The 17,100-nt window shown below is 34.2% G+C and carries 18 protein-coding genes; 7 read left to right on the top strand and 11 right to left on the bottom strand.

Features of this window, described 5'->3' with window-relative positions:
• Window positions 1–19 precede the first annotated feature (19 nt).
• Window positions 20–526 carry a hypothetical protein gene (locus ACYQ5R_RS08650; protein WP_460190537.1) on the top strand — a complete coding sequence of 169 codons (507 nt, stop codon included), beginning with the start codon at window positions 20–22 and terminating at the stop codon, window positions 524–526.
• Here the strand turns inward: ACYQ5R_RS08650 and ACYQ5R_RS08645 are convergent.
• Entirely contained in the window at window positions 523–1,065 is a 543-nt protein-coding gene (locus ACYQ5R_RS08645; RefSeq protein ID WP_460190536.1) for a Smr/MutS family protein, read from the bottom strand. The genes ACYQ5R_RS08650 and ACYQ5R_RS08645 overlap by 4 nt on opposite strands.
• Window positions 1,066–1,141: 76 nt before the next feature.
• Here ACYQ5R_RS08645 and ACYQ5R_RS08640 point away from each other — a divergent pair, with 76 nt between their 5' ends.
• From ACYQ5R_RS08640 to ACYQ5R_RS08630, 3 genes are all read left to right on the top strand, one after another.
• Complete coding sequence (locus ACYQ5R_RS08640; RefSeq protein ID WP_460190535.1) at window positions 1,142–1,594, top strand: arsenate-mycothiol transferase ArsC; 453 nt, start codon at window positions 1,142–1,144, stop codon at window positions 1,592–1,594.
• Between the two features lie 227 nt (window positions 1,595–1,821).
• Window positions 1,822–2,091: a CD225/dispanin family protein gene (locus tag ACYQ5R_RS08635; RefSeq protein ID WP_460190534.1), complete on the top strand. Its 270-nt coding sequence runs from the start codon at window positions 1,822–1,824 to the stop codon at window positions 2,089–2,091.
• 28 nt (window positions 2,092–2,119) lie between these two features.
• Window positions 2,120–2,488 carry a DUF2752 domain-containing protein gene (locus ACYQ5R_RS08630; protein ID WP_460190533.1) on the top strand — a complete coding sequence of 123 codons (369 nt, stop codon included), beginning with the start codon at window positions 2,120–2,122 and terminating at the stop codon, window positions 2,486–2,488.
• Here ACYQ5R_RS08630 and ppk2 (ACYQ5R_RS08625) read toward each other — a convergent pair.
• The 9 genes from ppk2 (ACYQ5R_RS08625) to ACYQ5R_RS08585 form a co-directional block, all read right to left on the bottom strand.
• Complete coding sequence (gene ppk2, locus ACYQ5R_RS08625) at window positions 2,485–3,273, bottom strand: polyphosphate kinase 2 (RefSeq protein ID WP_460190532.1); 789 nt, start codon at window positions 3,271–3,273, stop codon at window positions 2,485–2,487. The genes ACYQ5R_RS08630 and ppk2 (ACYQ5R_RS08625) overlap by 4 nt on opposite strands.
• Complete coding sequence (ppk2, locus tag ACYQ5R_RS08620) at window positions 3,273–4,145, bottom strand: polyphosphate kinase 2 (protein WP_460190531.1); 873 nt, start codon at window positions 4,143–4,145, stop codon at window positions 3,273–3,275. Before ppk2 (ACYQ5R_RS08620) ends, ppk2 (ACYQ5R_RS08625) begins: the two co-directional genes overlap by 1 nt.
• A gap of 305 nt (window positions 4,146–4,450) precedes the next feature.
• Complete coding sequence (locus tag ACYQ5R_RS08615; protein ID WP_460190530.1) at window positions 4,451–4,993, bottom strand: hypothetical protein; 543 nt, start codon at window positions 4,991–4,993, stop codon at window positions 4,451–4,453.
• A 113-nt stretch (window positions 4,994–5,106) separates the two neighbouring features.
• Entirely contained in the window at window positions 5,107–6,591 is a 1,485-nt protein-coding gene (locus ACYQ5R_RS08610; protein WP_460190529.1) for an alpha/beta hydrolase, read from the bottom strand.
• 162 nt (window positions 6,592–6,753) lie between these two features.
• Window positions 6,754–7,998, bottom strand: coding sequence for an aminotransferase class I/II-fold pyridoxal phosphate-dependent enzyme (locus tag ACYQ5R_RS08605; protein ID WP_460190528.1), 1,245 nt, complete (start codon window positions 7,996–7,998; stop codon window positions 6,754–6,756).
• 127 nt (window positions 7,999–8,125) lie between these two features.
• Window positions 8,126–9,163, bottom strand: a complete 1,038-nt coding sequence (locus ACYQ5R_RS08600; RefSeq protein ID WP_460190527.1) for a PLP-dependent cysteine synthase family protein — start codon at window positions 9,161–9,163, stop codon at window positions 8,126–8,128.
• Window positions 9,164–9,214: 51 nt separating this feature from the next.
• Window positions 9,215–11,272 carry a S9 family peptidase gene (locus ACYQ5R_RS08595; protein WP_460190526.1) on the bottom strand — a complete coding sequence of 686 codons (2,058 nt, stop codon included), beginning with the start codon at window positions 11,270–11,272 and terminating at the stop codon, window positions 9,215–9,217.
• Window positions 11,273–11,382: 110 nt separating this feature from the next.
• A complete protein-coding gene (locus ACYQ5R_RS08590) occupies window positions 11,383–12,495 on the bottom strand; it encodes a YncE family protein (protein WP_460190525.1) in 1,113 nt (370 codons plus the stop codon).
• A 17-nt stretch (window positions 12,496–12,512) separates the two neighbouring features.
• On the bottom strand, window positions 12,513–13,940 hold the full coding sequence (locus tag ACYQ5R_RS08585) for an ATP-dependent DNA helicase (protein WP_460190524.1): 1,428 nt from the start codon (window positions 13,938–13,940) through the stop codon (window positions 12,513–12,515).
• A 107-nt stretch (window positions 13,941–14,047) separates the two neighbouring features.
• Between ACYQ5R_RS08585 and ACYQ5R_RS08580 the strand changes: the two genes are divergently transcribed.
• Genes ACYQ5R_RS08580 through ACYQ5R_RS08570 form a run of 3 tightly spaced genes read left to right on the top strand, consistent with a single transcriptional unit; the run spans window position 14,048 to window position 16,142 of the window.
• Window positions 14,048–14,776: a hypothetical protein gene (locus ACYQ5R_RS08580; protein WP_460190523.1), complete on the top strand. Its 729-nt coding sequence runs from the start codon at window positions 14,048–14,050 to the stop codon at window positions 14,774–14,776.
• Entirely contained in the window at window positions 14,737–15,600 is an 864-nt protein-coding gene (locus ACYQ5R_RS08575; RefSeq protein ID WP_460190995.1) for a DUF3822 family protein, read from the top strand. The genes ACYQ5R_RS08580 and ACYQ5R_RS08575 overlap by 40 nt, the downstream gene beginning before the upstream one ends.
• Window positions 15,591–16,142: an RsmD family RNA methyltransferase gene (locus tag ACYQ5R_RS08570; protein WP_460190522.1), complete on the top strand. Its 552-nt coding sequence runs from the start codon at window positions 15,591–15,593 to the stop codon at window positions 16,140–16,142. Before ACYQ5R_RS08575 ends, ACYQ5R_RS08570 begins: the two co-directional genes overlap by 10 nt.
• Window position 16,143: 1 nt before the next feature.
• On the opposite strand, the gene ACYQ5R_RS08565 is transcribed toward ACYQ5R_RS08570, so the two are convergent.
• The gene (locus tag ACYQ5R_RS08565) at window positions 16,144–17,097 is read right to left on the bottom strand and encodes an AAA family ATPase (protein ID WP_460190521.1); all 954 of its coding nucleotides are present in this window, start codon (window positions 17,095–17,097) and stop codon (window positions 16,144–16,146) included.
• Window positions 17,098–17,100: the final 3 nt, after the last annotated feature.

Raw genomic sequence — 17,100 nt, 5'->3', positions numbered from 1 at the left:
TTCTGCTAAAAATGATTGAATGAAAAAATTTTTTGCTGCATTATTTTGCATACTTTTTGTAGCTTGTGACGATGGTGATTTTGATTTACCAGCGTTTGATTTTGGTGAAACAATTTACAATTGTAATGTAACAAATGGCGATTATGTTTTGTTTAGAATTGCAACTGCTGAGGCTTTAATTCTAACTATAGATGACCAGTATTTTAGAGAAGAAGTTACAACAGAGCCTCGACAAATTCCTATTACAGAACAAAATGTAATTTATCGTACATTTAATGGAGAGGTTACTCCAGATTATTTTTGCCAAACGGTCCCTCCTGTAAATCCTACTGTATCTGCAAATTGGGTTGGTATTTCTGGTAGCGAAAATTACATTCTTATAGAAACCGTAGAAGAATTAGATAATGCTGGCACCTTAATTGGTTACAGACATTCAATAAGCTTTGAAAATTTGAAATTACAGAGTGGAAATAATTTTATCGTTTATGAAGAAGAAGTATTTGGAGACTTTTTGATCTTAATTTAGACATTCTGCAATATATATACTTCGGTAGCACCCATTCCATATTTTTGATAAGAAGCTTGTTGTATTTGCACGGGATATCTATTGAGTAGGTAATGTAATTCAGATTTTAATACTCCTTCACCTACTCCATGAATAAATACAATTCTTGGTATCCTTTTTCGAATAGCAAACTCTAATTGTCTTTTTGCAGTGTCTATCTGTAAACTCAACATATCATAATTATCAAGACCACGTGTATTTTTGGTCAACTTTTCGATATGTAAATCAACTTCCATTGGCGGTACAGGTTCTTTTCTATTTCTTCTAACTGTTGATCGCTTTATAGCACTTGATTCTTTTTCATTTAAAGAAAAAAGAACTCTTGAATTTTTAGCTAATTCCGCTTGTTCTTGGTTTACTAGCACCAATTCATTTTTGGTAAACTGCATTTCAAAACCATCTTCTGTCTCAATCGTTACATAATTTCCATTAGTTGATAAAACCACCCCTCTTATGGCTTCATCAATTACCAACACCTTCGCTCCTTTTAAAAATGTCATCTTAGTAACTTTTTCTTAATTATTCCTTGCAGTTTCTATAATACAAGCTATTGTATTTTGCACGAAAATAGCTTTTATGAATTTAACAGAAGGTATTAGCACAAAGAATTTCTTTGAAAATGCTTACAAGGAGGTATCGATTTCAGACGAAAGAAAATCTGTTTTAATTTCAATTGCCCATTTTATTACCAAGGAACGATTAGACTTAAAAAAAGTACGAGTTAATTTTATTTGTACTCACAATTCTGGGCGTAGTCAAATGGCACAAATTTGGGCACATTATGCAGTGCAATATTTTAATCTAAAACGTATTAAAAGTTACTCTGGAGGAACTGAACCTAAACGCATGCATAAAAACGCCATAATGGCATTACAACTTGCTGGCTTTAAATTTAAACTACTTACGTTTTCTCACGAAAACCCCATTTACGAAGTAAGCTTTGTAGATGGCAAAAAGACCATTACTTGTTTTTCTAAAGCTTTTAGCGATCCTATTAATAAAAAACCATTTGTTGCTATTACCTGTTGACCGTCTGCAGAAGAGCAGTGCCCAAACATTCCAGATGCCTTAGTACGTTTTCATTTAAATTATGAAGACCCTAAATCTTATGATCACACAGCAATTATGGAGTCAAAATATTTGGAAATCAGTAAAGAAATTGCAGCAGAAATGAGCTTCCTTTTTGGTAAAGTTGTGAGTCTGTTATAATTGTTTAAATTAGCGTTCATAAAATTTATAATCAAACTCAACTTATTATGGAACAACAAAGACCAAAAAATTATTTAGTAGAATCTATTTTAGTAACCATCTTTTGCTGCTTACCTCTTGGTGTAGTGGGAATTGTTTTTGCTTCACAAGTAAACTCGAAGTTCGATAGCGGAGATATTGATGGCGCTAATAGAGCTTCGCAAGATGCAAAAAAGTGGATGAAATGGGGATTGATTAGTGGTATTATAGTTGCCGTTGCTTACCTAGTATTTATTTTTGGTTTAGGTGGATTAGCAATGATGGGAGGTGACTTCTAATAAAACACGGTATAAAATATTAATTGGATTGTCTGTACTTACAGTATTGGCAATCCTTTTTTATTTCTTCAACCCAGAGGAAGTACTTTTTCCTAAGTGCCCATTATATGCTACAACAGGTATCTATTGCCCCGGTTGTGGCAGCCAAAGAGCATTGCACGATTTACTGCATTTAGATATTGCAGGAGTTTGGCATCACAACCCGCTTTTTATTATTGGAGGTCTCTTTATACTCTATTATTGGGTTGTAGTTGTTCTAAACAAATGTACAAAAGTCCATTACTACAATTATATATACCATCCCAAAACACCTTGGATTGTTTTAATAATTGTTCTTTTATTTTGGCTCTTAAGAAATCTACCTTGGACTCCTTTTACAAGTTTGGCACCTCACTAAACAGGCAACTCTTTATCGTACGGAATAGATTTTAAGATGTGCTGAATTACATTTATTCGCGCTGAAGTTTTACGATTGGCACGAATAATTTTAAACTTATGCCCTCCATTTTCAGCATTTTCAAACATCTTGTCTTTATAAAACGTATAATCATCCCACAGTTCTTGAGCACGCTCGTCTACCGCGGTCATTTTCCATTGTTTTAACGGATTTGCTTTTATTTCTCTAAATCGTTTTGCTTGCTCTCTTTTGGAAATAGACATATAAATTTTTACCAAGCGTGTACCTGATTCCATAATCATACGCTCGAAGTCATTTACTTGACTCATAAAAATTTCATGTTCTTTCTGGGTACAGAATCCATTTACAGGTTCTACTACTGCTCTATTATACCACGATCTATCAAAAAATACTATTTCTCCTTCTTTAGGAAATTGGCTCACATAGCGCTGAAAATACCATTGCGTACGTTCTTCTTGTGTTGGTTTGGGTAAGGCCACAATTCTAAAATGTCTTGGATTGATACGTTCTGTAGCTCTTCGAATCGCGCCACCTTTACCAGCGGCATCTCTACCTTCAAATAAGATAATAATGCGTTCGTTATTTTGTATTGCCCACGTTTGGAGCCTAATTAACTCAACTTGGAGTTTCTTTAGTTTTTTCTCGTATTCTAAGTAGCGAAGCGTTCGCCCTATATTTACTTGTTCTCTCGAAAAAAGAGACACCAAACCTTTCTTGCTGTTTAAACGTTCTACTTGATCTTCTGATAATTCTCTCTTCTCCATTATGAATCAATTTGTATGTTAGAACGGAAATAACGCATTACTACATTTGGGTCTGGATACAAGGTAACAGCTGCGTCATCTTTACCTTGGTAATCAAACTGCGATAATACATAGCGCATACTCTCTAAACGCGCCTCTTTTTTATTATTGGCTTTTACGGTAATCCACGGACTGTAAGTAGTGTGTGTATGACTAAACATTTGGTTTTTGTACTTGGTATAAACATCCCACATTTCTTGTCCTTTCTCATCTACTGGAGAGAATTTCCAACGTTTTAAAGGGGTTGCTAAACGTGCATCAAATCGACGTTGTTGTTCTTCTTTAGAAATCGAAAACCAAAACTTAATAATGTAAATACCATCTTCATACAGCATGTGTTCAAACTCGGGCACCTGCGCCATAAATTGCTTGTACTGTTTGTCTGTACAGAAACCCATTACCGGTTCTACTACTGCTCTATTGTACCAAGACCTATCAAAAAATACAATTTCACCAGGATTTGGCAATTCTTTAATATACCGCTCAAAATACCATTGCCCTCGCTCAATTTCAGTTGGCTTGGTTAAGGCAACAGTTCGCATGGTACGCGGATTTAAATGTTCTGAAAACCTGCGGATATTGCCTCCTTTACCAGCAGCATCTCTACCTTCAAAAATAATGGCTACACGCTTTTTATTTTTATAAATCCAACGCTGCAACTTAACCAACTCAATTTGTAGGTTACGTAATTCTTCGTTGTATTCTACCGTTTTTAAAGCCTGTGAGATATCTATTTTCTCATGCGCAGCAATTGGAATTAGTTCTTTTGCCTGTTGCAAATTCTCTAATTGTTCTGCTGTAAATAAAGGTTTTTCTTGTGATAAATCCGTCATAAAACAAATATACCAAATGTATTTGTACTAATTTTTATATTTAATTTGGAATTACTCTAGTTAATTGATTTTATGGGTTATAAACATTCTGTTCTATTTTATATATTTTTGATATAAATTACTTCCAACTTTATCTCCTAAAGCATCTAAGTTCTCACAAATCAATTCTGCAATATAACTGGGTTTTGAACCGTCAAAATCAAAAGTATCTATTTGAGAGATTGTCTAATTACTCTAACATTAATAATCTTTCAAAATTAATACCTTTAGAAATATAGATAAAATCACTAAATTCAAAATAACGTTTATTTAATCAATTTTAAAACCTCCAAAAGTCTCGGTATCTTATCTGTTTGCGTCTCTGTCCAAAAAGTATAATTATCAATTTCGCTATCATCATAACTATTGAGCTTTATAGTCAACCTACTCCTCTTTTCATACACAAAATATGAAAGGGTCATTTCGTTTGCTTTAAAAATAAATTCAGAAGATTTATCTTTGAATTTCAAATCTAAATTAGGAATGACATTTTGCTCGATAAACTCAATAAACTCATTAATTTCTTCAATACCAATCCAAGCAGTTTTAAAAAGATCTGGGTTTTTAATTCTCATATCTAGCTGCAATGCATTGGTCTTTTCATTGGTTTTAATGTTTATTACTTCAACGGGATAGAATTGCACTGTTTCTCCTATTCCAGACTTAAATTCTGCAACGGTTGTCCAATCTTTATTAATTCGAGTAAATTGTGCTTTATCAATAAATTTTCTTGTTGAAGATTCGATATTCTGTCCACAAACTGTAGTAATTATTAAAAAAAATAAAATTGATATTATATGATTTTTCATAATGAAGTGTTTAGTATCTATTTCAATAACAAATGTAAAATTAGTTCGATAATAAAGTTAGTTTTTTATTTTAATCCTATAATGGAATTATTAAATTTGTTAAAGGCTGTTCTTTATTCTGTTCTAAATTGCGGGCTTTTAATTTGTTTAAAACATTCCGGATTTGGTTTCTTAGTAGGGTTGTTAAAAAAAACATTGGCAGCCTGCATAGCACAGGGGTTACTCCAATTGGTGGTTGGACCATGTTTCCAACCTTTAAAAATGAGATGGTGGGAATTTGTCAGGTTCTGAGTCATTTGTTCAGCCCATTTAACAGGTGTTGCTTCATCATATTCTCCACTAATCAAAAGTACAGGAATATCGCTACTAATAGCCCTGTTTTCAATTTCAGATACTTTTTTAACACCCCAAATTTTACAAATTTCGTTATCAAAAACCGCTGGTGATAAACCCCTAACCTCTGGATATTTATTTGTTTCAACAATAATTTTTTCTTGAGAGTTGAATGGATTTTCTTCTGCACACCATACCGATAGGCGCATTCCTTTTCCTATACCCTCTCCAGGTTCTTGGAATAAATATTGTAATTGCTTCTTAATTGAAGACAGATCGTTATTGAGTATTTTATTTATTTCAAGAGGAATATTAGGTACACCTCCGGTTGAAGCAGAAGAAAATACCTCTATCAAGTCTTTTCCTTTAAGGTAAAAAGTTTCTAATTGACCACTATTTGGATTTTCAACTTTTACCTCAAGTGGATTATTTGTTTTTTCTTTTAGATAGTTGAGGAATCGACTTTTAATATTCGGATAGGCATTATTACAGGCAATATCTGCTTCACAATCTGAAAGTAATTTATCTAGAGACTCTAGAAGATTACTTACGCTTTCTTCATCATAATTAACTTCTAATGGAAGTGGTGAATCCATTACTACACCTCGAATTTTATCAGGATAATCTCTCATTAAAACCTGCCCAATTTTAGTACTGTAAGACATTGTAAGCAAGTTATATTCTTCAATGCCCAGTACATGTATTAAGTCATTAATATCGGCTGCAATTTGGTTGGTTGTATAATAGTTTAGATCAATTCCTTTTTTACGTAATCTTTCATTGCACTCTTTGGCTGCCTTTTGAAAAAGAGCATCAGTTTTCGCAGTATCAAAATTTGGAAGATTAGATTCATATACTGCATTTGCCCATTCAGGGCAGTCTAGACTGGGTTTTGCATATTGCGTGCCTCTTTGCTCAAATAAAATAAAATCTCTATCATCAAGATACTTGTAGTATTTCATATATTTTGATACACGCATAGAAGTATAACCAGGACCACCAACAGTATATAAGATTGGGTCTGAGTTTGGTTTTTTACTTCGGCTTTTGAAAATATATACAGGTAATTTTATCTTTTTACCGCTTGGGTTTTCTCTGTTTTCAAGTACTTCCAAATATCCAAAAGTATAGTTTTGACCTTCTGGAATTTTATGAGTAGTCTCTTTAGACTCAGTAAATGTTGGTGTAAAATGAATTTTGTTTTGACTATAGCAATTAATAGAAATCAAAATAACCATAGTAATTTTAATAAATTCTCTTGTCATTTTCTGTATTTATTTAATTGTATACAATATTAAAAGCTATAACTGAATTTCTGAGTTTGGAATTATAGGTTGTTGGTTCAATTTTTTTAAAAATACGAAAACATGGGCAATAAAAAAAGCCACTACGCTGTAGTGGCTTTTCGTCATTATATAGTCTAACTGCTACACCATGGTAGCTCCAATTTTCTTATACACCCCGCCTTCTAGCTTTTCTCTTATGGCTGAGAACGCAGTAATGGTTTCTTCTACATCTTCTAAGGTATGGGTTGCTGTAGGTATTAAACGCAACAAGATCATTCCTTTAGGTATTACCGGATATACTACAATAGAACAGAATACTTTATAGTTTTCTCTTAAATCGTGTACCAAAGCCATAGCTTCAGGTATATCTCCTTGCAAATACACTGGTGTTACACAGGTATTGGTAGTACCAATATTAAATCCTTTTTCTTTTAATCCAGATTGCAATGCATTTACATTTTCCCACAATTTGTCTTTTAACTCAGGCATGGTTCTAATCATGTCTAAACGCTTTAACGCACCTTTTACCATTGGCATAGGCAACGATTTAGCAAACATTTGCGAACGCATGTTGTATTGTAAGTATTGAATAATGTCTTTATCTCCTGCAAAGAAGGCTCCAATACCTGCCATAGATTTTGCAAAGGTTGCAAAGTACACATCAATCTCGTCTTGTACTCCTTGCTCATAGCCTGTACCTCTACCGCCTTCGCCTAACGTACCGAAACCATGAGCATCATCTACCAATAAACGGAAGTTGTATTTCTTTTTAAGTGCAGCAATTTCTTTTAATTTACCTTGCTCACCACGCATACCAAATACACCTTCTGAAATCAATAAGATACCTCCTCCAGTTTTTTCAGCCATTTTAGCAGCACGTTGCAAGTTTTTTTCCATGCTCTCTACGTCGTTGTGTTTGTATACAAAACGTTTACCAGCATGCAAACGTACACCATCTATAATACACGCGTGTGTATCTACATCGTATACAATAATATCATTCTTAGAAACCAAAGCGTCTATTGCAGACACCATACCTTGGTACCCAAAGTTTACTAAATAAGAGGCTTCTTTACCTACAAATTCTGCACATTCTCTTTCTAACTGCTCGTGGTATTTAGTGTGCCCAGACATCATTCTAGCACCCATTGGGTATGCCATACCGTATTCTGCAGCTGCCTCAGCATCTACCTTTTTTACTTCTGGTTGATTCGCTAAACCTAGGTAGTCATTAATACTCCAAGTAAGTACTTTTTGACCATTGAATAGCATTCTGTTAGAAATTTCTCCTTCTAATTTTGGGAATACAAAGTAACCTTCTGCTTGCTCCGCCCACTTCCCAAGAGGCCCTTTGTCCTCATAAATTCTTTCAAATAAATCTTTCATGGGTATTTTTTAACGAAACCAATAGGCTCCGATTTTTGCACCTGCAAATTAACTGCTTTTTACGCAGTTATCAAAATAAAAAAGGTGTCGTAATACGACACCCTATTAAAGTTATTTTTGAGAACAATTACTTAACAAACTCAACTGCAGCTTGTTCTTGCTTTTGACTATCAAAGAACCCTTGTTCACGCATCCACTCATCGCTATATACTTTACTCATATATCGCGAACCGTGATCTGGGAATATTACCACTACTCTACTGCTTTTATCAAACTCTCCTTTAGCAGCATATTGCATAACAGCTTGCATAGCAGCACCGCTTGTATAACCCGCAAAAATAGCTTCTGTTAAAGCAATCTCTCTTGCACGGTGTGCGCTATCTTCGTCTGATACTTTTTCGAACTTGTCTATAATATCAAAATCTGTTGCTGTTGGAATTAAGTTTTTACCTAAACCTTCTATACGGTATGGGTAAATCTCGTTTGAATCGAACTCTCCAGTTTCGTGAAATTTCTTTAAAATAGAACCAAAAGCATCTACTCCTAAAATCTGAATTGATGGATTTTGCTCTTTTAAGAAACGTGCTGTACCAGAGATTGTACCTCCTGTACCACTTGCTGCTACTAAGTGTGTGATTTTACCTTCTGTTTGTTTCCAAATCTCTGGACCCGTTGTGTGATAATGCGCATCAATATTTAATTGGTTAAAATATTGATTGATATATACAGAGTTTGCCGTTTCTGAATGCAAACGCTTTGCAACTTGGTAATACGATCTAGGATCATCTGCACTCACATGCGCTGGACAAACATATACCTTAGCGCCCAATGCTTTTAGCATGTCTATCTTATCTGGTGAAGATTTAGAGCTTACTGCTAAAATACACTCATATCCTTTCGAAATACTTACCATGGCTAAACTAAATCCTGTATTACCAGAGGTAGTTTCAATAATTGTGTTACCTGGTTTTAAGATTCCTTGCTTTTCAGCTTGTTCAATAATATAAAGGGCAATGCGGTCTTTAGTAGAATGTCCTGGATTATATCCTTCAAACTTTGCTAGGAATTCACCATCTAAATCTTTGGTGATATTGTTTAGTTTGATCATTGGGGTTTCACCAATTAGCTCTAGCACATTTTGGTGGATACTTGAATGTCTTTTCATGAATTAATAATAAATTAACACCGAGGGCAAATTTACAATTTTTTTTTTAATCTAATTACCTGATTCTAAATCAAGTAAAAATGCGAATTCACGCGAAACGTCCTTTAGTCCGTCAAATCTTCCAGACGCTCCACCGTGGCCTACCTTCATATCTATATGCATTAAAACTTTGTTTGTATTGGTATTTTGATCGCGCAGTTTTGCTACCCATTTAGCAGGTTCAAAATACTGTACTTGCGAATCGTGAAAACCAGTTGTAACCAATAAATTTGGGTAGGTTTTATCTGTTACATTATCGTATGGCGAATACGATTTAATATACTCGTAATATTCTTTATTGTTTGGGTTACCCCACTCGTCATATTCTCCTGTTGTTAGCGGAATACTCTCGTCTAACATGGTTGTTACTACATCTACAAATGGTACTGCAGCTATAACTCCATTAAAGAGTTCTGGGTTCATGTTTATAACAGCGCCCATTAACAAACCTCCTGCAGAACCACCAATACCATATAAGTGCTTTGCTGATGTGTATTTTTGAGCAATAACATGCTTGGCACAATCAACAAAATCGTTAAAGGTGTTTTTTTTGTGCAACATCTTACCATACTCATACCAATCTCTTCCTAAATACTCTCCTCCTCTAATATGAGCAATAGCATATACAAACCCTCGGTCAAGTAAGCTCAATCTAGTAGTGCTAAAACCATCGTTTATAGTATAGCCATAAGAACCATATGCGTACAATACAAAAGGTGTACTTTCGTTAAGCACTGTGTCTTTATGATGCACCAAAGAAACGGCTACCTTTTTACCATCTCTTGCTGCTGCCCAAATTCGTTTGCTTGTGTAATTCTCTTTTTTAAAGACACCTCCCAAAACTTCTTGTTCTTTTTTAACTTCTTTAGATTGATCATTCATATTAAAATCAATCACAGAATTTGGAGTTGTCATAGAATTGTAACTGTAACGAATGATCTCTGTATCGAAATCTGGATTTGAGTGTACGCCTGCGGTATATGTTTCTTCAGAAAATGGCAAGTAGTAATCTTCTGTACCATCCCATCTAATAATTCGAATTTTATTGAGTCCGTTTGAACGTTCTTCTAATACCAAGTGATCTTTAAAAATAGACATGTCTTCTAACAACACCTCTGCTCTATGGTCTATTAAATCAACCCAATGCTCTTTTGAAGTTTGCTGCAGCCCCGTTTTCATTAATTTAAAATTGGTAGCCTTGTCTTTGTTGGTCAATACGTAAAAATGATCTTGGTAATGCGCAATGCTATACTCTAAATCGCGCTCTCTAGGTTGAAAAACAGTAAAGTCTTTAAGCGGCGTATCTGCATTTAAAATTTGATATTCGGTAGATACAGTATTGTACGACCCAATAATTATGTACTGTTGCGATTTACTCTTGTACACAAATGTTCCAAAAGTTTCATCGGCCTCATGAAACACCTCCACATCTTCTTGAGGGTTTGTACCTAAAATATGACGATAGATTTTATAATTACGTAAGGTCTCTGGATCTTGTTTGGTATAGAAAACTGTTTTATTGTCATTTGCCCAAGCTGCACTACCAGTGGTGTTTTCAATTTTATCAGGATACTTTTCACCTGTTTCAACATTCTTAAACTGTAGTGTATACAACCTTCTACTTACCGAGTCTACACCATATGCAACAAGCTGATTGTTAGGGCTAATAGAAATTCCCTTTAAACTGTAATAGTCAAATCCTTTGGCCATGGCATCTACATCAAACAGAACTTGTTCTTCAGCATCCATGCTACCCTTAAAACGACTATAGATAGGGTATTGTGCGCCTTTTTTATAACGCGTTCTATAGAAATAGCCATTCTTTTTATAGGGCACAGACACGTCATCTTCTTTTACACGTGCCTTCATTTCTTGAAACAAGGTGTCTTGCAGCTCTTTCGTATGGGCCGTCATAGCCTCGTAATAAGCATTTTCTTGATTCAAATAATCAACCACTTCTGTATTTTCGCGCTCATTCAACCAATAGTAAGGATCAACTCTAACATCGTTATGTTTGATGAGTTCTTTTGGTTTTTGAACAGCATTAGGTGGCGTTATGTGTTGACTCATATAAAAAAATTAGGCTGCAAAAATACGGGATATCATTGATTTAATAGACTAATTAAATGCTAAAATGTTACGCCGGAAGAAATAGTTATCAACCGTTTATTTGCAGAAAATTATTTGTTTTTAAGCCATTCTATCTTTTTATATGCAGATTGCGTTTCAGATAATTTTAATTGTAAATTATAAAACCCATTTTCTACTTGTAATTTATTCAAACTAGAAAGACTATCCATTTGCTTGTGTACCATTTTACCATCTAGTGTATAGAGTCTAACTTCTTGAATTACTGAACTATTTATTTGATTTATTTTACCTTCTTTAAAGGCTGTAGTAAAAGATTGAACCACTTCAGTATTATCTGGTATTTGATCACGATAAAACTCAAACAACGCTGGTTTTATATGCACAGAGAAACTTCCAACCTTTTTCTTTACCTGTTCTCTAGAAATGTAATAAGTAGCCCCCTCTTTGTGCGTTATGCCCTCTATTTGATTTCCTAAGCCAATTACAGATGCCAAATCAATCTTCACAAAATCTGTTGCATTTATATCTGAAAAAATTATTAAAAACGGACTCAAAGCTTCGCCATAGCCACACAGAACAATTTCTCCAGTTTCTATATTTTTAGTAGCTCCAGTAATTAAACCGCCAACATTATGTGCAAAGAGTTTTTTAGCTGGATGTTTCTTTTCTTGATTCAGCACCTTATAAACTTTAGATTGCCCATCTCCTCTATTCTTAGAGAATACTGTTAAGCCATAATCTGTTGTTGCAAGTGCTTCAGCATCAAAATTATTTTTTGAACTTGGGAAAAACGATGTTTGATCTTCAAATTCAAATTTTATAGTAGCGGCATTTATCTTATTGTCATCTTTTAACTTAGCCCGTTTAATTCGATAAATTCGCAGGTTCTCGCGAGCACCGGCATTATTACCCATATCTGCTATATACGCATACTCTTCATCAAAATCTAATGATTCCCAATCCACATTTTTAGCTTCATCAATTTCTATAGTTCGAAGAACTTCTCCCGTAGCAGTATCTATTGCATAAAGTTCGGACTTACCACCCGAGTCATTGATGGTATATAGTTGACTATCTACATAAATTAATCCCGAGGTTTCTCTAACCTTCGCTGAAAGGGTTGTGATTTCTTTAATAAACTCTTGTGCATTTACACAATTGAAATACAATAGCGTCATCAGGAATAATATCCATTTTTTCATAGCATAAATTTAGTGATTTACCCCTCAAAAAAATCTTCAGGAAAACCAATTAAATACAATTTTTCTTTGGCACGAGTTAACGCCGTATACAACCAGCGCAAATATTCTTTTGAGATACCGTTTGGCAAATAGGGCTGCTCTATAAATATGGTTTTCCACTGTCCACCTTGTGATTTATGACAAGTTATAGCATACGAAAATTTTACTTGTAAGGCATTGAAATATTTATTCTTTTTTATGGATAACAACCGCTTATAACTCGATTTTTCATTGGCAAAATCTTTAGCCACTTCTTGATACAATCTGTTGGAATCTTGATAACTCAACGAAGGTGTTTCTGAAGTAAGGGTATCTAACAACAATACCGTATCAAAAGGTCTTTGCTGCGCATAATCAATCATTCTGACAGTAACTTCTGCAAATCGGAATCCATATAACTCTTTAATAGTTCGAATGTGCATAATCTCGCATATATCGCCATTGGCAATAAAACCTGCTTCTGAAGAACTAGGCAACCAAAAATAATTGTTCTTAACAATCATTACATAATCTCCAGTAGAAACATCACTTTCTTGCCCTCTAATCTTTGTTCTAATCTGTTGGTTATAAAGATTTGCTCGTTTATTAGATCGTACAACTATTGCAGTATCTTCTACTCCATTACTATCGTAAGCAGTAGTAATAGCATCTTCAATATCATAACCATCTTGCAATCTGATGATATCAGGAAAGTTTAAATTAAACTGAAATTGACTGTTTGGCTCAAACTGTAATTGTTCTCGTAACATAGTGGCATTCACTAAAATTCCAGAATCTTCATGCTGACGCATTACCTCACTTAATTCGAGGCTTTCAATTGTTTTGTTATATTGAAACGAGAGGACATCAGCATCTAAGGCAGGGCTTATATCTAACTTTACCGGTGGTAATTGTGCGGTATCTCCAATCAAAATTAATTTACAACCAGCACCTTGATAAACGTATTGCATTAAATCGTGTAACAACGAACCATTTTCAAAAAGCTTTGAAGATGTATTCGCATCAGAAATCATAGAAGCCTCATCAACAATAAAAAAAGTATCTGTGTGCTTATTGGCTTGCAATACAAAATTTACACCGCCATTCTTACTTTTTCTTGGGTGGTAAATTTTCTTGTGTATGGTATAGGCTTGCCTGCCAGCGTAACTAGATATTACTTTTGCCGCTCTTCCCGTTGGGGCCAACATTACAGATTTTTTACCTGTATGCCATAAATTCTTAACCACAGTACTTATAGAGGTTGTTTTACCTGTACCCGCATACCCTTTTAACAAAAACAATTTGTTTTTTTCTTTGTCAAAAATAAATTCTGAAAGCTTTAATAGGAGGACATTTTGTGTACTTGTTGGCTCGTGAGGAAAGGCTTTTAAAAGTAATTTATAAAATTCTGGTGCGGTTTTTGTCATCCTAAAAAATTAGAAAATCAAAGATACAAATTACTTTAGGGCTAAAAGTTTTTAGCCTCCAAAAAAATTTGTAGATTTGCGAAAATCATTTAAAAAATAGTCATCAGATGTTTAAAATTTTAATACTGTTTTTTGTAGGTATAGCAGTGTGTTATTTCCTTGCAAAAGCAATCCTTAAATTTATTCCAAAGAAGGTTCGTCCTGTAATTTCATTACTTCTTTATGGTGTGGCCATTTTGTTAGCTTACACTATTTATGGAAAAGTAATGGAGCCAATCCATTTTAAGCAAGAAAAAGAAGCAAAGTATACACAAGTCATCAATCGTTTAAAAGTAATTAGAGATGCACAAGCAGATCACAAAACTGTAACAGGTACTTTTGCTAAAACTTTAGATGATTTAGTACAATTTATTGATACAGCTAACTTTGCTGTAACTGAGTCTAAAAACGAAGTAAGATCGGTGAACAAAGGTGGTGGTATTACTGTAGAAGAAGAGTTTTTAGTAATTGACACTATTGGTACTGAGCCAGTAGTTAACAAATACGCTTCCAGAAATTATAAAGATCTTAAAAAAGTACCGGGTACAGATGCTGAATTCGAATTAAAATTAGGTGAAGTACAAAAATCGCATGGTGATATGAGACCTGTTTATGAGGTAAAAGTGGCGAAGACTATTGTTTTAGATGGTATGAATCCTGATTTAGTGCGTTTAGAAAAAGCTACTGAAAACAACGACCAAGTAAAAGGTGCTTTTATTAGAGTTGGTTCTTTAGAAGAAGTTAGTGATAGTGGTAACTGGCCGCCATCGTACGACATTCACGACAAAAAAGAATAGTTATAAAAAAACTTACGACAGATAGTCATTTAATAGTATCCATTCAACTACGGTTGAATGGATTTTCTTTTTGTGTTAAAGACAGTATTAGCAATAAAATTATTGCCCTTGAAACTGTTGAAAACACGGAGGCATTGAGTACACCACAATTACAATTAGATTTTTTAAAAGAGCAATTAGAAAGTCACGTCATTTTTAAAAATGCATTTAAAAAATTGGTGGTACTTCATTCTAATGCTTTAAATAGTCTAGTACCAAAAGTATTGTTTAAAAAAGATAATATTGCAGAATACTTACAATTTAATGTTAAGTTATTGACCAATGAGTTTGTAACGCATGACCCCATTGAGTACACCGAAATTGTAAATGTATACATACCATTTGTGCACCTTAACAATTACTTGTTCGATGTATTCGGAAGTTTTGACTATAAACATACCGGCACTGCCTTAATAGAGCTTTTAGCACCATTACAGAAGCACGAAAGCAAAACGAAGGTGTTTGTACACATAGAAGGTAAGCAGTTTCAAATGGTAGTTTATAAAGCTGGAGAATTAGAACTACACAATAGTTTTAGCTTTAATAACAAAGAAGATTTTGTATACTATATCCTCTTTGTTTTTGAGCAATTAAACTTAAATCCAGATAGCGTTGCTTTAGAATTATTAGGCGATATAGAAAAAGATAGTGAACTTTATGAGCTATTATTTCACTATGTAAGACATGTTTCGTTTTTCGAACAAGACTTAAGTGCATTAAGCAGTGGTATAACCATAAATGGTCATGAAAGTCCAACATTAATTCATACGGTTTCATGCGCATAATTTCAGGTACACAAAAAGGACGAAGAATAACGGCACCAAAAAATTTGCCAGTGCGTCCAACAACAGATATGGCCAAAGAGGCTTTGTTTAATATTTTGAACAATCATTACTATTTTGATAGCATATCTGTAATGGATTTATTTGCTGGAACGGGCAATATAAGTTTTGAATTTGGATCAAGAGGTTGCACAGATATTACGGCTGTAGATGCACATTATGCATGTGTTAAGTTTATAGATCAAACAGCAAAGCAGTTTGATTTTGACATTATGGCTTTAAAAAATAATGCTTATACGTTCTTAGAGAAAACTGCACAAAAAGCACATGTAATTTTTGCAGACCCACCTTATGATTTTACGAAAGATCAATTTCTACAAATTGCAAATACTGTATTTGATAGAGAATTATTACTAGAAGGTGGAATGCTAATAATTGAACATTCTCAACACACTGACTTAAGTGAACATTCTAATTACAGTCATTCAAAAAAATACGGTGGAAATAGGTTCTCGTTCTTCGAACATGAAGATGAGGAAGAATAACCTACAATAAGCTATTTATAATATCTTTTTCTGAAATACCTTCAGCCTCGGCCTTGTAGTTTTTAACTACCCTATGATTCAATATTGGGTAAGCAACAGCTTTAACATCCTCTATATCTGGCGAAAATTTACCATTAATGGCTGCATGTGTTTTGGCAGCAATTATTAAATTTTGAGAAGCTCTCGGACCTGCGCCCCAATCGACATAGTTTTTAACCAGTTCTGTAGCATCTTTACTTTTTGGTCTTGTTTTAGACACCAATCGTACCGCATACTCTATTACATTATCTGCAACTGGAATACGGCGAATTAATTGATGGATTGCTAAAATCTCATCAGCAGAAAAAAGTGCTTTTACATCCTCATTCTTATCTGTGGTAGTTTGCTTTACAACAGCTACCTCTTCTTCAAAAGTAGGATACGTTAATTGTATTGAAAACATAAACCTATCTAACTGCGCTTCTGGCAATGGATAAGTACCTTCTTGCTCAATAGGGTTTTGGGTAGCCAGAACAAAAAATGGCAAATCTAAAGCTCGATGCTGCCCCGCTATGGTAACAGAACGTTCTTGCATAGCTTCTAACAAAGCTGATTGCGTTTTAGGTGGTGTACGGTTAATCTCGTCTGCTAAAATTACATTTGAGAAAATAGGTCCCTTTATAAACTTAAAATTTTTAGATTCGTCTAATACTTCACTACCTAAAATATCTGAAGGCATTAAATCTGGTGTAAACTGTATGCGTTTAAAATCTAAACCTACAGCCTGCGCTATGGTATGCACCAATAAGGTCTTTGCTAAACCAGGTACACCAATTAATAAGGCATGACCACCTGAAAAAATAGCATACAATACATGGTCTACAGTAGCATCTTGTCCGATAATTACTTTAGCAATTTCAGCTCTAAGAGCTTTGTATTTTTCACCCAGCGATTGTATTGCAGCTACGTCTGACATGTA

Source organism: Urechidicola sp. KH5, from assembly GCF_054661455.1.
The sequence above is the reverse complement of the archived record's forward strand: the minus strand, read 5'-3'. Positions and strand labels throughout refer to the sequence as shown.

What these genes read in the sequence shown, in the direction of transcription:
- ACYQ5R_RS08650 (WP_460190537.1), top strand. Translation starts at nt 20, where the DNA reads ATGAAAAAATTTTTTGCTGCATTATTTTGCATACTTTTTGTAGCTTGT.
- ACYQ5R_RS08645 (WP_460190536.1), bottom strand. Translation starts at nt 1,065, where the DNA reads ATGACATTTTTAAAAGGAGCGAAGGTGTTGGTAATTGATGAAGCCATA.
- ACYQ5R_RS08640 (WP_460190535.1), top strand. Translation starts at nt 1,142, where the DNA reads ATGAATTTAACAGAAGGTATTAGCACAAAGAATTTCTTTGAAAATGCT.
- ACYQ5R_RS08635 (WP_460190534.1), top strand. Translation starts at nt 1,822, where the DNA reads ATGGAACAACAAAGACCAAAAAATTATTTAGTAGAATCTATTTTAGTA.
- ppk2 (WP_460190532.1), bottom strand. Translation starts at nt 3,273, where the DNA reads ATGGAGAAGAGAGAATTATCAGAAGATCAAGTAGAACGTTTAAACAGC.
- ppk2 (WP_460190531.1), bottom strand. Translation starts at nt 4,145, where the DNA reads ATGACGGATTTATCACAAGAAAAACCTTTATTTACAGCAGAACAATTA.
- ACYQ5R_RS08615 (WP_460190530.1), bottom strand. Translation starts at nt 4,993, where the DNA reads ATGAAAAATCATATAATATCAATTTTATTTTTTTTAATAATTACTACA.
- ACYQ5R_RS08610 (WP_460190529.1), bottom strand. Translation starts at nt 6,591, where the DNA reads ATGACAAGAGAATTTATTAAAATTACTATGGTTATTTTGATTTCTATT.
- ACYQ5R_RS08605 (WP_460190528.1), bottom strand. Translation starts at nt 7,998, where the DNA reads ATGAAAGATTTATTTGAAAGAATTTATGAGGACAAAGGGCCTCTTGGG.
- ACYQ5R_RS08600 (WP_460190527.1), bottom strand. Translation starts at nt 9,163, where the DNA reads ATGAAAAGACATTCAAGTATCCACCAAAATGTGCTAGAGCTAATTGGT.
- ACYQ5R_RS08595 (WP_460190526.1), bottom strand. Translation starts at nt 11,272, where the DNA reads ATGAGTCAACACATAACGCCACCTAATGCTGTTCAAAAACCAAAAGAA.
- ACYQ5R_RS08590 (WP_460190525.1), bottom strand. Translation starts at nt 12,495, where the DNA reads ATGAAAAAATGGATATTATTCCTGATGACGCTATTGTATTTCAATTGT.
- ACYQ5R_RS08585 (WP_460190524.1), bottom strand. Translation starts at nt 13,940, where the DNA reads ATGACAAAAACCGCACCAGAATTTTATAAATTACTTTTAAAAGCCTTT.
- ACYQ5R_RS08580 (WP_460190523.1), top strand. Translation starts at nt 14,048, where the DNA reads ATGTTTAAAATTTTAATACTGTTTTTTGTAGGTATAGCAGTGTGTTAT.
- ACYQ5R_RS08570 (WP_460190522.1), top strand. Translation starts at nt 15,591, where the DNA reads ATGCGCATAATTTCAGGTACACAAAAAGGACGAAGAATAACGGCACCA.
- ACYQ5R_RS08565 (WP_460190521.1), bottom strand. Translation starts at nt 17,097, where the DNA reads ATGTCAGACGTAGCTGCAATACAATCGCTGGGTGAAAAATACAAAGCT.